Below are 14,823 nucleotides of genomic sequence, written 5' to 3'. Positions count from 1 at the left end.
TCGTGACGTTACGCACTGACAGCTGGTTAGTCCGCCCTTCAAGCTGATGTAGGAAGTCGGGGGTCGACTTTGAACCGGGAGTATGTCAGTGAGCGCCATGCCGATCGCCCTGCTGCTCACCACGGCTGCCACCGGCGCCGTGGGCGTCGCCGTCCTGCGCACTGTGCTGAAGCTGCGCCGGCAGCTGACGGAGCTCCAGCGGCAGCTCGCCGAGAACCAGGCCGCGACCACGCCCGCCCTGGTGCCCGGCGCCCGTACGAGCGCCGACGCCGACCAGATACGCGCGGCCGTGGCCGACGCGCTGGCCGAGGAGCGGGAGCGGGAACTGGCCGAGGCGCGCGCCTTCTGGGCCGCACAGGAAGCCCGTGACGCCTCCGACACACCCTCGCTGTACGGCCTGCCCGACCCCGAGCTGTTCCTGCCGCGCCAGGCGGACTTCCTGGGCCTGGAGCCGCTGGAGCCGGTGTCCGAGCCGACCGCCGACGCCGACGAGTTCTCCCCCAAGGACTTCGTCCAGGGGGGCACCCCCACGGAGTCCCCGGAGCTGGCCGCGGCCCGCCGCCGGCACCCCTCGCACCCCGACTTCGTCCCGATGCAGTCGCCTGCCGTGAGCGACCACGAGCGTACGGTGACGGTGCTGGAGGAGCTGGCCGCCGAGCGCATCGAACTCTCCGACGTCCGCCCGGGCCCGCTCGGCACGCTCGACGTCTACGTCTTCGCCGACGGCACCACCCTGTGCATGACGCCGGGCCACCGCGAGACGGCGGAGCGCCTGGCGACGGCCCTGGAGTCGGGCGAGTCCCCCTACCTCCTCGGCGGCTCGGGGATCTCCGGCGCGTACACCCTCACCTTCGCGTGCGGCGAGGAGATGGTCTACATCCTGGCCGACAGGGTCATCGCGTCCCTCTGACGGTCTTCAGACCCCCGCCCTCTGCCGTGCCTCCTCCACCAGCCGCACGGCTTCGGCGACCTGATCGTCACTGAGCAGCACCTCGGCCAAATCGTGCGCGGCCACCAGGATCTGGTCGGCCGCCGCGAACATCCCGGCATCGGGCATCTCCCGGGGCTCCGCCCCGGGCGACTCGACACGCTGGGCCCAGCCGGCCAACTCCCTGGCCAGCGCCAGCGCCTCGGCCGCTGCCCCCCGCTGGAGCCGACTCTGCGGCGCCGCGCGCAGCCGGTCGGCGAAATGATCCACTGCTTTGGTCAAGGGCGTCGTATCAACCACGCGCCGAGCGTAACGCGCCGCACTGTTGCCAATACGCGAACGCTCAGGCACGGTGACGGGAAGGACCGGCTTACATCCCCTTTGCGTTCGGAGGCGCCGATGTCCCACGTCTTCTCCGAGGAGACCCACCGCAATCTGCTCGCCCGCATCCCGCACTGCACCGGTCGTGAAATCGCCGACTGGCTGCGCACCGTCGAAGAAGGCCCGTCGCTGTTCCGCTTCGAGGAGAAGGTCAGCTGGCTCCGGCACGAGTACGACCTGGCGTACGGCCACGCCAAGGCGATCGTGCACGAGTACGACCTGAGGAGGGCGGCGCGCAAGCTGCTCTGAACGCGGAAGGGCCCCGGGCGCGTTGCCCGGGGCCCGTGCGTACGACCGGCGGTCGCGCTAGTCGTTGCTGCTGAAGATCGCCACCAGCCGCAGCATCTCCACGTAGATCCACACCAGGGTCATGGTGAGGCCGAACGCGGCGAGCCAGGACTCGTTGCGCGGCGCGCCGTAGGCGATGCCGTCCTCGATCTGCTTGAAGTCGAGGGTCAGGAAGAACGCGCCGAGCAGGATCGCGAAGATGCCGACGATCGCGCCGAGCGGACCGAAGCTGCGCAGTCCGCCGTCCTCGGCGACGCCGAAGGCGACCAGCAGCAGGTTGATCGCCATGACCACCATGAAGGCGATCGCGATGGTGATGCCGATGCGGGCGTAGCGGGCGGTGACGCGGATCCAGCCGGCCTTGTAGACCAGCAGGGTCGCACCCGAGACCGCCATGGTGCCGAGCACCGCCTGGAAGGGCGCGCCGCTCCAGCGGCTGTTGAACATCTCGCTGAAGACGCCGAGGAAGACGCCCTCGAAGGCCGCGTATCCGAGGATCAGCGCGGGCGACGGGGTGCGCTTGAAGCTCTGGACCATCGCCAGGACGAACGCGATGAGCGCGGAGCCGATGGCCAGGCCGTAGCTGGTACCGGAGACCGGCAGCAGCGCCCAGGCCAGGACGGCGCCGACGGCGACCGTGCCGAGCGTGAGCGCCGAGCGGACGACGACGTCGTCCATGGTCATCCGGTCGGTGGCGGCCGGGGCCTGCGGCGGGGCGCCGTACTGGACGTCCCCCTGCGCGTACGGGTTCTGGGCGTACGGGTTCTGCGCGTACGGGTTGCCCTGTGCGTACCCGGCCTGCGGTGCGGTGTTGAAGCCGGCGTGGCCGTTGTCGCGGCTGAACCCCCGTCGCGAGAAGACCGGGTTGCTGCTCCTCATTTCACTCCTCCATGGCTGCCGAGCGCAGCCTTGGCTCAAGAGTAATGGATTGGCAAAGGATCGACATGATACTTGAGGAGGATCTTCCCCCTGCCGTGCATGTTTCCCCTGTCGTGCTGCGCAACACGCTACGCGGACGACTCATTCCCGGCCATGGACGGTCGGCCGACCGAGCGGAAACCCCGTGTACGCCTCGGCCAGGTCGGTCTCGGCCGCGCGGCAGGAGGCGATCCGCTCCAGCCGGGCCAGCTGGAGGCGGGCGTCGAAGGCGGTGGCGTCCGGGGCGCTGTGCAGCAGGGTCGTCATGTCGTAGGAGAACCGCTCGGCCTGCCAGACGCGGCGCAGACAGGTCGCGGAGTAGGCGTCGAGGAGGTCCGGGGAGCCGGTCTCCCGCTCGTGGACGAGAGCCCGGGCGAGGGTGACGACGTCGCCGACGGCGAGGTTCAGCCCCTTGGCGCCGGTCGGCGGCACGATGTGGGCGGCGTCACCGGCCAGGAGGAGCCGGCCGTGCCTCATCGGCTCGTGGACGAAGGAGCGCATGGGGGTGACCGACTTCTGGGTGAGGGGCCCGCGTTCCAGCCGCCAGTCGTCGTCCGTCTCGAACCGCCGCTGCAGCTCGTCCCAGATCTCCTCGTCGCTCCACTGCCCGGGCTCCGTGCCGGCGGGCACCTGGAGGTAGAGCCGGGAGACGGACGGCGACCGCATCGACAGCAGGGCGAAGCCGCGTTCGTGGTGGGCGTAGACGAGTTCGTCGTGGGAGGGGGCGACGTCGGCGAGGATGCCGAGCCAGGCGTAGGGGTAGGACCGCTCGAACACCCGGGAGACCCCGGCCGGGACGGCCTTGCGGGCCACGCCCCAGAAGCCGTCGCAGCCGACGGCGTAGTCGCATTCCAGTACGTCCGCGCGCCCCTGCTGCCGGAAGGGGATCCGCACCCGCTCGCTCTCCGCCCCCTCCACCGCCAGCGCCTCGGCCCCGAACAGCAGCGGCCCGCCCTCCTTCAGCTGGAGCGCGATCAGGTCCTTGCAGACCTCGGTCTGGGCGTAGACGGTGACGGACCGCCCGCCGGTGAGCGCGGGGAAGTCGACGCGGTGCCGGCGCCGGTCGAACCGCAGCTCGATCCCGTCGTGCCGCAGCCCCTCCCGGTCCATCCGCTCCCCGGCCCCGGCGGCGCGCAGCACGTCGACCGTGCCCTGCTCCAGGATCCCGGCCCGCTGCCGGCGCTCGACATAGCCACGGTCGCGACTCTCCAGGACGACCGAGTCGATCCCCGCTCGGTACAACAACCGCGCAAGCAACAGCCCGGCCGGCCCCGCTCCGATGATCCCGACGGTGGTACGCATCGGCAGTCCCCTTCTCCGCGGACACCGACCCTGCTCGACGTTCGGCCGGTGAACTCCGCATGATCCAGGGCATCGAGTAACGGGGCCAGGGCTACGCCGACGTGCGGCGGTGGATCGACAACAGTCGGGGCCGGATCGTCACGAAGAGCGGCCAGGTGCTCGCCGATGCCGTACCGGAGACGGGATCGCTGGACTGGCTCCGCGCAGCTCTCGGTGAGCAGCCGCGGCAAAGGGGAGGAAGGTGCCCGGAGCCGGACTTGAACCGGCACGCCCGCGAAGGGGCAGCGAGGTTTAAGCTCGCCGTGTCTGCATTCCACCATCCGGGCAGGCCATGGGCTCCGCTTCGAGGTTCGAGCCTATCGGGACCCATCCCCCGAACAGCGGACGGGTGGACCGATGTTGTCTTATTTTATTGGCGTCTGAGGGTGCATCAGCCGCCGGAACGCGCCATCCGCACTTGCCAATAGCGTGACGTGACGGCTGCGCGCGCGTACGTGAAATGACGGAATTTCACCGTCCGAACGAGGGTGTTCCACCTGTTCTCAACACGGCGGGAGTCAGGGTCGCCCGTCCTCCCCAGGTATGACACCGGGCCCCTGCGTCCGACCCGAGTCGCCCCCCGGAACCGGAACAGCGACTGACTACACGCGCCCCCCGCGCCGAGACGATGGAACGGTCCCCAGGAACACACGTCGTCCCGACAGGAGCACCGTCCCGTGACCACCACACCCACCGCCGGCCGGACCACCGCTGTGGCCGCACGCGCCACGGAGTTGTCGAAGATCTACGGGCAGGGTGAGACCCGGGTGGTCGCCCTGGACCAGGTCTCGGTCGACTTCCGGCAGGCCGAGTTCACCGCGATCATGGGGCCGTCCGGCTCCGGCAAGTCCACGCTGATGCACTGCGTGGCCGGACTGGACACCTTCTCCTCCGGGTCGGTGCGCATCGGCGACACCGAGCTCGGCAAGCTGAAGGACAAACAGCTCACCAAGTTGCGCCGGGACAAGATCGGCTTCATCTTCCAGGCGTTCAACCTGCTGCCGACGCTGACCGCCCTGGAGAACATCACCCTCCCGATGGACATCGCCGGCCGGAAGCCGGACAAGGCGTGGCTGGACCAGGTCATCCAGATGGTCGGGCTGTCCGGGCGGCTCAGCCACCGGCCATCGCAGCTGTCCGGCGGCCAGCAGCAGCGCGTGGCCGTCGCCCGCGCCCTGGCGTCCAGGCCCGACATCATCTTCGGTGACGAGCCGACCGGAAACCTCGACTCCCGCTCCGGCGCCGAAGTGCTCGGCTTCCTGCGCAACTCCGTGCGCGAGCTGGGCCAGACGGTGGTCATGGTGACCCACGACCCGGTGGCCGCCGCCTACGCCGACCGCGTGATCTTCCTCGCGGACGGACGGATCGTCGACGAGATGTACGGCCCCACCGCCGACTCCGTGCTCGACCTCATGAAGCAGTTCGACGCGAAGGGCCGTACCAGCTGATGTTCCGCACCGCCCTGCGCAACGTCCTCGCGCACAAGGCCCGGCTGCTGATGACCGTGCTCGCCGTCATGCTCGGCGTGGCGTTCGTCTCCGGGACGCTGGTCTTCACCAACACCATCTCCGACGCCTACCAGAAGAGCTCCGCCAAGGGCTTCGACCAGGTCGACGTCGCCGTACAGCCCGAGTACCAGGACTCCGAGGGCGACACGGTCGGCAAGAACCCCGAACTGACCCAGGCGCTGCTCGACAAGGCCGCCAAGGTGCCCGGTGCCGCCTCCGCCACCGGTGTCGTCACCGGCTTCACCGCCGTCGCCGGCAAGGACGGCAAGCTCGTCGGCGGCGACTGGCAGTCCGCCGGCGGCAACTACTGGGGCACCAAGGACCCCCGCTACCCGCTGGTCAGCGGCCGCGCCCCGCACGGCAGGGACGAGGTGCTGATCGACTCCGCGACCGCGAAGCGCGCCGGCTACCGGGTCGGCGACACCGTGCGCCTGTCCGTCGACGGCCCGGTCCTCACCCCCGTCATCAGCGGCATCTTCACCACCGACGACGGCAACGTGGCCGCCGGCGGCAGTCTCACCCTGTTCGACACGCCCACCGCACAGGCCCTGTTCGGCAAGAAGGGCACGTACGACGAGATCGACGTGCGGGCCGCGGCCGGCACCAGCCAGACGGCGCTCAAGTCTGCGCTGGACAAGGCCCTGCCGGCCAGGCTCGTGGAGACCACCACCGGCAAGCAGCTCGCCGACGACCAGGCCGAGGTGATCTCCTCGTCCATGAGCGGCCTGAAGCAGACCCTGCTGGTGTTCGCCGGCATCGCCCTGTTCGTGGGCACGTTCATCATCGCCAACACCTTCACCATGCTGGTCGCCCAGCGCACCCGGGAACTGGCCCTGCTGCGCGCGGTCGGCGCCTCCCGCCGCCAGGTCACCCGCTCGGTGCTCATCGAGGCGTTCGCGGTCGGTACGGTCGCCGGCGTGACCGGCCTGGCCGCCGGCATCGGCATCGGCGCGGGCCTGCGCTCCCTGCTGGGCTCGTTCGGCGCGAGCGTGCCCGACGGGCCGCTGGTGATCAGCCCCGGCACGGTGGTGACCGCCCTCGCTGTCGGCATCCTCATCACCATGCTGGCCGCCTGGCTGCCCGGCCGCCGGGCCGCGAAGATCCCGCCGGTGGCGGCGATGAGCAGCGTGCACGCCAAGGCCACCACCAAGTCGCTGGTGCTGCGCAACACGCTGGGCTCGCTGTTCACGGCGGCCGGCGTCGCGGTGGTCCTCGCCGGCACGAGGATGGACGCCGACACCGGCCAGGGCGCGATGGGCATCGGCGCGGTTCTGCTCATCGTCGGCGTGTTCGTCCTGACCCCGCTGCTGTCCCGCCCGCTGATCGCCGCCGCCGCACCGGTGCTGCGCGCCTTCGGGGTGTCGGGCAAGCTGGCCCGCCAGAACTCGGTGCGCAACCCGCGCCGCACCGCGGCCACCGCCTCCGCGCTGATGATCGGCCTGACCCTGATCACCGGCATGACGGTGATGGCGGGCAGCCTCCAGACGTCCATCGACAAGATGGCCAGCTCGGCGATCCGCGCCGACTACGTCGTCTCGATGGCCAACCGCGGCCCGCTCTCCCCCGATGTGGAGAAGAAGGTCGCCGCGGTCGACGGGGTCACCGCGAGCAGCCCGCTACGCAACGGTGAGTCCCGCATCGACGGCAGGACGGAGTTCCTGACCGGCGTCAACGGCGCGGCGATCGGCGAGCTGACGGACCTGAAGGTGACCGACGGCTCCTTCGCGGTGGGCGGCACGCGGGTTGTCGTGGACGAGGAGCGGGCCGAGGACTTCGGCTGGAAGGCCGGTTCGCGGTTCACCGCGCACTTCGAGGACGGCAAGGCGCGGCGGCTGACGGTCGCGGGGGTGTACGAGGGCAACGACATGTTCAACGGGATCATCCTCGACAACAAGGTGCTCACCCCGCACCTGACCGACCCGGCCGACATGCAGGTCATGGTCAAGACCGCCGACGGCGCCTCGGACGCGGCCAAGGACGGGCTGGAGAAGGCCCTCGGCTCCAACCCGGCGATCAAGGTCCAGGACAAGCAGGACATCTCCCATGAGATCGGGAAGATGTTCACGCAGGTGCTGAACATGGTCTACGGCCTGCTCGGCATGGCGGTGATCGTCGCGGTGCTCGGCGTCATCAACACCCTGGCCATGTCCGTCTTCGAGCGCGCGCAGGAGATCGGCATGCTCCGCGCGATCGGCCTGGACCGCAGGGCGATCAAGCGGATGGTCCGCCTGGAGTCCCTGGTGATCTCCCTGTTCGGCGGCGTGCTGGGCATCGGCCTGGGCGTGTTCTTCGGCTGGGCGGCCGGTGAGCTGCTGGGCACGAAGATGCCGACGTACGAACTGGTCCTGCCCTGGGGTCGGATGGCGGTCTTCCTGCTGCTGGCGGGCGCGGTCGGCGTCCTGGCCGCCCTGTGGCCGGCCCGCCGCGCGGCCCGGCTGAACATGCTGGCGGCCATCAAGGCCGAGTAGCCGTACGGCACCGGCCCGTACGGCACCGACAGGGGCCCCGCGGTTGCGGGGCCCCTGTCGTCGCACCGGCCCGTCAGGCGTTCCAGGTGCGGGTGCGCAGTGGGAGTCCGGAGGCGCCGGACTCGGGGGTGCGGACCGCCAGGACCTGGTTGACGCCGATGCGGTTGCGTTCGAAGGCGAGCGCGGAGGCGGCCATGTACAGCAGCCAGACCCGGGCGCGGCCGGGGCTGGTGAGCTCGACCGCGCGGTCCCAGTCGGCCTCCAGGTTGGTCACCCAGCGGCGCAGGGTGCGGGCGTAGTGCTCGCGGATGGACTCCACGTCCCGGACCTCGAAGCCTGCCCGCTCCAGCTGGGTGACGGTGGTTCCGATGGGGGCGAGTTCGCCGTCGGGGAAGACGTAGGCGTCGATGAACTCGTCCACCTCGTACGCCGTCTCGTCGCGCTGCGGGCGGCGGGCGATCTGGTGGTTGAGCAGCCGGCCGCCGGGGCCCAGCAGGGCGTACAGCCGACGGGCGTACTCCAGGTACCGTTCGGCGCCGACGTGTTCGGCCATGCCGATGGAGGAGATCGCGTCGAAGGGGCCGTCCGCGACGTCCCGGTAGTCCTGGACCCGGATCTCCACCCGGTCGGTCAGTCCCTCGTCGGCGACGCGCTTACGGGCGTAGGCGGCCTGTTCCTGGGACAGGGTGACCCCGACGACGCTCACGCCGTGCTCGCGGGCCGCGTGGATGGCCATGGAGCCCCAGCCGCAGCCGACGTCCAGCAGTCGCTGACCCTCTCTCAGGCCGAGCTTGGCGCAGACGAGTTCGAGCTTGTCGCGCTGGGCGGTCTCCAGGGTGCCGTCCTGCTCCCAGTAGGCGCAGGAGTACACCATGGAGGGGCCGAGGACGAGCTCGTAGAAGTCGTTGCCGACGTCGTAGTGGTGGCTGATGGCCCGCTTGTCGGTGCGGCGGGTGTGCAGAGCCCGGCGCGGTCTGCGGACCTCCTCGCGCGGCGGGGCGGGCGGGATGGGCGGGCCGGCCAGTTTCAGCAGGTCGCGGACGGCGGCCCGGACGACGGGGTCGCGGACGGCTTCGAGCAGACCGCGGGCGTCCTCGTCGCGCTCCCAGACCAGACTGGCCATCACCTCGAGCGTGGTGTACAGGTCGCCCTCGACCTCCAGGTCGCCGGAGACCCAGGCCCGGGCGAGCCCCAGCTCGCCCGGTTTGAACAGCATGCGGCGCAGGGCGCGGCGGTTGCGCAGGACGAGCGCCGGTGCCCCCGGCGGCCCGGCCTGCGATCCGTCCCAGGCCTTCACGCGCATCGGGAGCGGGGCTCCCAGCACCTGTTCGGCAAGACTCCTCAGCCGCGACGCGGCGTCGGCCATGGCGCACACCTCCAAGACGAGATCCCGGATGCCGGTAACCACGTAAACACCGTCTGCTGTTCCGCACAGTCCCGCAAAGGAGTTACAACTCGGCAAAGCAGATGTAGAGGCCATGCAGATAAGGGTCCGGGGAACGCCGAAGGACCTCCCGCACCACGGATGGCGGGAGGTCCTTCGGATGGTCTCGCGACCGGAGGTGGAAAGGGTGCCGACCGGAAGGTCAGGAAGCCTTGGCCTTCTCCTCGGCCTTCGGGGCGGCGACCGGCGCCGGCTTCGCGGCCTCGTAGAACTCCTCGCGCGGGTTCTCCATGGCGCCGAGGGAGACGACCTCGCGCTTGAGGAACATGCCGAGGGTCCAGTCGGCGAAGACGCGGATCTTGCGGTTCCAGGTCGGCATCGCCAGACCGTGGTAGCCACGGTGCATGTACCAGGCGAGGCGGCCCTTGAGCTTGATCTTCATCTTGCCCATGACGATCATCGCCACGCCCTTGTGCAGGCCGAGACCGGCCACCGCACCCTTGTTGGCGTGCTCGTACTCCTTCTGCGGGAAGCCCCGCATACCGGAGATCACGTTGTCGCCGAGGACCCTGGCCTGGCGCAGCGCGTGCTGGGCGTTCGGCGGGCACCAGGCGTTCTCGTTGCCCGCCTTGCGGCCGACGAGGTCCGGGACCTGTGCGTTGTCACCGGCGGCCCAGATGTAGTCCGTGCCCTTGACCTGGAGCGTGGGCTCGCAGTCGACGTGGCCGCGCGGGCCGAGCGGCAGACCGAAGCGGGCGAGGGCCGGGTTCGGCTTGACGCCGGCCGTCCAGACGATCGTGTTGGAGTCGACCTCCAGGCCGTTCTTCAGCACGACGTGACCGTCGACGCAGGAGTCCATGGAGGTGGAGAGGTAGATCTCCACGCCCCGGCTCTCCAGGTGCTCCTTGCCGTACTGGCCGAGCTTGGGGCCGACCTCGGGAAGGATCTTGTCGGCGGCGTCGACGAGGATGAAACGCATGTCCTCGCGCGACACGTTCTTGTAGTACTTGGCCGCGTCCCGGGCCATGTCCTCGACCTCGCCGATGGTCTCCGCGCCCGCGAAGCCACCGCCGATGAAGACGAAGGTGAGCGCCTTGCGGCGGATCTCCTCGTCGGTCGTGGAGTCGGCCTTGTCCAGCTGCTCCAGGACGTGGTTGCGCAGGCCGATGGACTCCTCGATGCCCTTCATGCCGATGCCCTGCTCGGCGAGGCCGGGGATCGGGAAGGTGCGGGAGACCGCGCCCATCGCGATGACCAGGTAGTCGAAGGGCAGCTCGTACGCCTCGCCCACCAGCGGGGCGATCGTGGCGACCTTGCGGTCCTGGTCGATGGTGGTGACCCGACCGGTGAGGACCTCCGCCTTCGGCAGCACGCGTCGCAGCGGGACGACGACGTGGCGAGGGGAGATGTTGCCGGCGGCGGCTTCGGGGAGGAAGGGCTGGTAGGTCATGTACGACCGGGGGTCGACGACCGTGACGGTCGCCTCGCCGTAGCGCATCTTCTTGAGAATGCGCCGAGCTGCGTACAGGCCTACGTACCCACCGCCTACTACGAGGATCCTGGGACGCTCCGTGGTGCTCATGCCATCGAGTATCCACCCGCCCGGAGGGGGTCGCTCGTGCGCCCCTTCACAAGCTCCGACAGGGCCTGTGTTAAACTCCGCGGCTCGCGTGACTCAGGTCATGCGGGCGAGGGGGAACCGCGGGGCGGTTCGCCCCGTTGTCAAGGGCGCGTGAGCTGCCTCTCCGGGCCCGCGGGGGGCTCGTGAGGAGCCGGTGACCCCCTCGGAACAACCCCTTCCGGAGCCCTTCCACGCCCCTCGCCTGAACACGTTCAAACGGCCCTTGACCCCCCGGAGGGGGGCGCGGGCCCGGTTCCGGGGTGCGGCGCGAGGGAAATCCTTGTGAAGAACTTCACGAAGCTTTCCGCGCGGCAGGGCCGAAGGGCCCCTTGAAGGGGCCCTCGACACCGCTCAAACGTTATCCAACCTGCTCAGCAGACGGCTACCGGCGAGTAACAAAAGAGAGCTACGCCACCGACCAGGCGATGCCGTCGAGGATGTCGTGCTCGCTGACGACGACCTCCTCGGCGCCGATCCGCTCCATGATCGCGAGCAGGACGAGGGCGCCCGCGCCGATGACGTCGACCCGGCCCGGGTGCATGGACGGGGCCGCGGCGCGCTCGGCGTGCGTGGAGCGCAGCAGCCACTCGGTGATCTCGCGGACGCGGTCGCGGGAGATCCGGGAGTGGTGGATGCGCGTGGAGTCGTACTCGGGCAGCTCCTGGGCGATCGCGGAGACCGTGGTGACGGATCCGGCCAGGCCCACCAGGGTGTGCGCCTCGCGCAGCGGCACGGTCTCCTCGGCGAGGTCCAGGGCGGCCTCGATGTCGGCCCGTATGGCGGCGATCTGCTCCTCGGTGGGCGGGTCGCTCACCTTGCCGTCGAGCACCAGGTGCCGTTCGGTCATCCGCACACAGCCGACGTCCACCGACCGTGCGGCGCGCACGTGGTCGTCGCCGACGACGAACTCGGTGGAGCCGCCGCCGATGTCCACGACCAGGTAGGGCGGGGTCAGGTCGCCCACCCGGCGCCCACCACTCTCGGTCGAAGGGCGCTGCGCGCCCCCCTGGTTCTGGCCCGTCAGCTCCTTGGTCGCCCCGGTGAAGGAGAACTCGGCCTCCTGGTCGCCGGTGATGACCTCGGGCTCGACACCGAGGATGTCGAGGACGCCGCGCACGAAGTCGTCCCGGTTCTCGGCGTCGCGGGAGGCGGAGGTGGCAACGAAGCGGAGGTGCTCGGCGCCGTGCTCCTTGATGACGGCCGCGTACTCGCGGCAGGCGGCGAAGGTGCGCTCCAGCGCCTCGGGGGCGAGCCGGCCGGTGCGGTCGACCCCCTGGCCGAGCCGCACGATCGTCATGCGGCGGTCCAGCTCGGTGAGTTCGCCCGTCTCCGGGTCGGCGTCGGCGACCAGCAGACGGATGGAGTTGGTGCCGCAGTCGACGGCGGCGACGCGGGTCACTGCTCGTCCCCCTCGGTGTCGTCGGACGTCACGCACGGTCCCTTGGCCCACCACTCCGGCAGCATCGCGATCGCCTCGTCGCCGAGCGGGTTCACACCCGGCCCCGCGGCCAGCGAGTGGGCCACCAGGACGTGCAGGCACTTCACCCGGTCCGGCATGCCGCCCGCGCTCGGGAAGCCCGCCAGGACCTCGATCTCGTCCCGGCGCCGGATGTAGTCCTCGTGCGCGGCCCGGTAGGCGGCGGCCAGCTCGGGATCACTCTGGAGCCGCTCGGTCATCTCCTTCATGACGCCGTTCGCCTCCAGCGTGCCGATCGCCGAGGCGGCGCGCGGACACGTCAGGTAGTACGTCGTCGGGAAGGGCGTGCCGTCGGGCAGGCGCGGTGCCGTCTCCACGACGTCCGGCTGACCGCACGGGCAGCGGTGCGCGATGGCCCTCAGGCCCCGCGGCGGACGGCCCAGCTGCTGCTTGAAGGCCGCTACGTCCGCGTCGGTGGGCTCGGTGCGCGGAGTGGGCGGCGGAGGCGTTTCCATGACTGCTTTCAGACTGGCTTTCTGTCGGTTACCGGCCCGGCGGACCGGTCACTGGTCGGAGGCGTCGGACTTGTCGACACCGTCCCAGACGTTCGCGTACCAGGGCCGGCGGGCGGCCCCGAACTCGGCGCGGGACTGCTTGGCCGCGCCCGGGTCGACGACCACGTACCCGGTCTCGCCGGGCATCACGTAGTGCAGCCGGCGCCGGATCTGCTGCTCGGCGTAGGCGTCGTCCTGCCAGCGCGCCTTGAGGTCACGCAGTTGTTCGACGCGTCGGCGGGCCTGCTCCTGCTGCCGCTGGAGGTCGGCGATCTCCGCACGCTGGGAGACGTACTGCCGCATGGGGTAGGCGAGGGCGACGACCAGCGAGCACAGCACCAGCGCGAGCAGTGCCGCGCGGCCGGTGAGCCGGGAGCGGCGGGCCTGCCGCTTGGTCTGGGAGCGGTAGACCCGGGCCGCGGTCTGCTCGCCGAGCAGCCTGAGCCTGGTCGCGGTGGAGAACCGGTCCCGGTCCTTCACGGCCATCTTCCCGCCTCCCGTCACACGCGCGTACGTCCCCGGACACGGTACGGGACCGGGTACGGGGACGTACGTACGACTGGCTACGACTTAGCCCGGGAAGGCTCAGCCCTTGAAGCGCGGGAACGCGCTGCGGCCGGCGTACACCGCGGCGTCGTCGAGGATCTCCTCGATGCGCAGCAGCTGGTTGTACTTGGCTACGCGCTCGGAGCGGGCCGGGGCGCCGGTCTTGATCTGGCCGCAGTTGGTGGCGACGGCCAGGTCGGCGATGGTGACGTCCTCGGTCTCGCCGGAGCGGTGGGACATCATGCACTTGAAGCCGTTGCGCTGGGCCAGCTCGACGGCGTCCAGGGTCTCGGTCAGCGAACCGATCTGGTTGACCTTGACCAGCAGGGCGTTGGCCGCGCCCTCCTCGATGCCGCGGGCCAGGCGCTCGGGGTTGGTGACGAACAGGTCGTCGCCGACGAGCTGGACCTTGTCACCGAGCTTGGCGGTGATGGTCTTCCAGCCCTCCCAGTCGTCCTCGAACAGCGGGTCCTCGATGGAGACGAGCGGGTACGCCTCGACGAGCTCGGCGTAGTACTCGGTCATCTCGGCGGCGGAGCGCTCCTTGCCCTCGAAGACGTAGGAGCCGTCCTTGTAGAACTCGGACGCGGCGACGTCGAGCGCCAGGGCGACCTGCTCGCCGGGGGTGTAACCGGCTTCCTTGATGGCCTCGAGGATGAGGTCGAGGGCCTCGCGGTTGGAGCCCAGGTTCGGGGCGAAGCCGCCCTCGTCGCCGAGGCCGGTGGACAGGCCCTTGCTCTTCAGGACCTTCTTCAGGGTGTGGTAGACCTCGGTGCCCCAGCGCAGCGCCTCGGAGAAGGACTCCGCGCCGATCGGGGCGATCATGAACTCCTGGATGTCCACGTTGGAGTCGGCGTGCGAACCGCCGTTCAGGATGTTCATCATCGGCACCGGCAGCAGGTGCGCGTTCGGGCCGCCCAGGTAGCGGAAGAGCGGGAGGTCGCTGGCCTCGGAGGCGGCGTGGGCGACGGCGAGCGAGACGCCGAGGATGGCGTTGGCGCCGAGGGAGCCCTTGTTGTCGGTGGCGTCCAGGTCGAACATGGCCTGGTCGATCAGGCGCTGCTCGGTGGCGTCGTAACCGACCAGCTCCGGGCCGATCTGCTCGATGACGGCGAGGACGGCCTTCTCGACACCCTTGCCCTGGTAGCGGTTCGGGTCGCCGTCGCGGAGCTCGATGGCCTCGAAGGCGCCGGTCGAGGCGCCGGACGGAACGGCGGCACGACCCGTGCTGCCGTCGTCGAGGCCGACCTCGACCTCGACCGTGGGGTTGCCTCGGGAGTCCAGGATTTCCCGGGCTACGACGACGTCGATGGACGGCACGAGCATCTCCTTCTTGGATGTGACGCTGGAAGTGCGGGGCTGGTGTGCCTTGCGACTAGAGCCTAACCGTCCCGTGGGCGTCGGCCACCGACCGACCGCCCCGTGGACAAGCTGACCGTACCTTTTGTTTTGACCCGAAACAAAGGGCT

The 14,823-nt window shown here is 70.2% G+C and carries 13 protein-coding genes, 1 tRNA gene and 1 pseudogene; 5 read left to right on the top strand and 10 right to left on the bottom strand.

Annotated elements, in window-relative coordinates; all coding sequences use genetic code 11:
• Positions 1–97 precede the first annotated feature (97 nt).
• On the top strand, positions 98–910 hold the full coding sequence (locus ACZ7DL_RS06570) for a LapA family protein (RefSeq protein WP_470771998.1): 813 nt from the start codon (positions 98–100) through the stop codon (positions 908–910).
• Positions 911–916: 6 nt separating this feature from the next.
• Here the strand turns inward: ACZ7DL_RS06570 and ACZ7DL_RS06565 are convergent, their stop codons facing one another.
• Positions 917–1,228 carry a hypothetical protein gene (locus ACZ7DL_RS06565; protein ID WP_470771883.1) on the bottom strand — a complete coding sequence of 104 codons (312 nt, stop codon included), beginning with the start codon at positions 1,226–1,228 and terminating at the stop codon, positions 917–919.
• A gap of 99 nt (positions 1,229–1,327) precedes the next feature.
• On the opposite strand from ACZ7DL_RS06565, the gene ACZ7DL_RS06560 reads away from it, so the two are divergent.
• Positions 1,328–1,558, top strand: coding sequence for a DUF4287 domain-containing protein (locus ACZ7DL_RS06560; RefSeq protein WP_470771881.1), 231 nt, complete (start codon positions 1,328–1,330; stop codon positions 1,556–1,558).
• Between the two features lie 57 nt (positions 1,559–1,615).
• On the opposite strand, the gene ACZ7DL_RS06555 is transcribed toward ACZ7DL_RS06560, so the two are convergent.
• Both ACZ7DL_RS06555 and ACZ7DL_RS06550 read right to left on the bottom strand, forming a co-directional pair.
• A complete protein-coding gene (locus ACZ7DL_RS06555) occupies positions 1,616–2,476 on the bottom strand; it encodes a Bax inhibitor-1/YccA family protein (RefSeq protein WP_470771880.1) in 861 nt (286 codons plus the stop codon).
• A 141-nt stretch (positions 2,477–2,617) separates the two neighbouring features.
• Positions 2,618–3,817 (bottom strand): 4-hydroxybenzoate 3-monooxygenase, encoded by a 1,200-nt coding sequence (locus ACZ7DL_RS06550; protein ID WP_470771879.1) that lies wholly within the window; start codon positions 3,815–3,817, stop codon positions 2,618–2,620.
• Between the two features lie 38 nt (positions 3,818–3,855).
• Here ACZ7DL_RS06550 and ACZ7DL_RS06545 point away from each other — a divergent pair.
• Positions 3,856–4,035: pseudogene (locus ACZ7DL_RS06545) on the top strand (HD domain-containing protein); the annotation flags it as partial.
• A 24-nt stretch (positions 4,036–4,059) separates the two neighbouring features.
• On the opposite strand, the gene ACZ7DL_RS06540 reads toward ACZ7DL_RS06545, so the two are convergent.
• Positions 4,060–4,143 (bottom strand) — tRNA-Leu (locus ACZ7DL_RS06540).
• Positions 4,144–4,533: 390 nt separating this feature from the next.
• Between ACZ7DL_RS06540 and ACZ7DL_RS06535 the strand changes: the two genes are divergently transcribed.
• A complete protein-coding gene (locus ACZ7DL_RS06535; RefSeq protein ID WP_470771878.1) occupies positions 4,534–5,304 on the top strand; it encodes an ABC transporter ATP-binding protein in 771 nt (256 codons plus the stop codon).
• Complete coding sequence (locus tag ACZ7DL_RS06530) at positions 5,304–7,832, top strand: ABC transporter permease (protein WP_470771876.1); 2,529 nt, start codon at positions 5,304–5,306, stop codon at positions 7,830–7,832. The genes ACZ7DL_RS06535 and ACZ7DL_RS06530 overlap by 1 nt, the downstream gene beginning before the upstream one ends.
• A 73-nt stretch (positions 7,833–7,905) precedes the next feature.
• Here ACZ7DL_RS06530 and ACZ7DL_RS06525 read toward each other — a convergent pair whose 3' ends face one another.
• The 6 genes from ACZ7DL_RS06525 to eno all read right to left on the bottom strand — a co-directional run bounded on the left by ACZ7DL_RS06525 (position 7,906) and on the right by eno (position 14,674).
• Complete coding sequence (locus ACZ7DL_RS06525) at positions 7,906–9,198, bottom strand: class I SAM-dependent methyltransferase (protein ID WP_470771874.1); 1,293 nt, start codon at positions 9,196–9,198, stop codon at positions 7,906–7,908.
• A gap of 220 nt (positions 9,199–9,418) precedes the next feature.
• Positions 9,419–10,798, bottom strand: a complete 1,380-nt coding sequence (locus tag ACZ7DL_RS06520; protein WP_470771871.1) for an NAD(P)/FAD-dependent oxidoreductase — start codon at positions 10,796–10,798, stop codon at positions 9,419–9,421.
• Positions 10,799–11,243: 445 nt separating this feature from the next.
• Positions 11,244–12,236, bottom strand: coding sequence for a Ppx/GppA phosphatase family protein (locus ACZ7DL_RS06515; RefSeq protein WP_470771870.1), 993 nt, complete (start codon positions 12,234–12,236; stop codon positions 11,244–11,246).
• Complete coding sequence (locus tag ACZ7DL_RS06510; protein WP_470771869.1) at positions 12,233–12,769, bottom strand: DUF501 domain-containing protein; 537 nt, start codon at positions 12,767–12,769, stop codon at positions 12,233–12,235. Before ACZ7DL_RS06510 ends, ACZ7DL_RS06515 begins: the two co-directional genes overlap by 4 nt.
• A 48-nt stretch (positions 12,770–12,817) precedes the next feature.
• Positions 12,818–13,294: an FtsB family cell division protein gene (locus ACZ7DL_RS06505; protein WP_470771868.1), complete on the bottom strand. Its 477-nt coding sequence runs from the start codon at positions 13,292–13,294 to the stop codon at positions 12,818–12,820.
• Between the two features lie 99 nt (positions 13,295–13,393).
• A complete protein-coding gene (gene eno, locus ACZ7DL_RS06500; protein WP_470771866.1) occupies positions 13,394–14,674 on the bottom strand; it encodes a phosphopyruvate hydratase in 1,281 nt (426 codons plus the stop codon).
• Positions 14,675–14,823: the final 149 nt, after the last annotated feature.

It is taken from the genome of Streptomyces sp. NPDC036984, assembly GCF_055607665.1.
The sequence above is the reverse complement of the archived record's forward strand: the minus strand, read 5'-3'. Positions and strand labels throughout refer to the sequence as shown.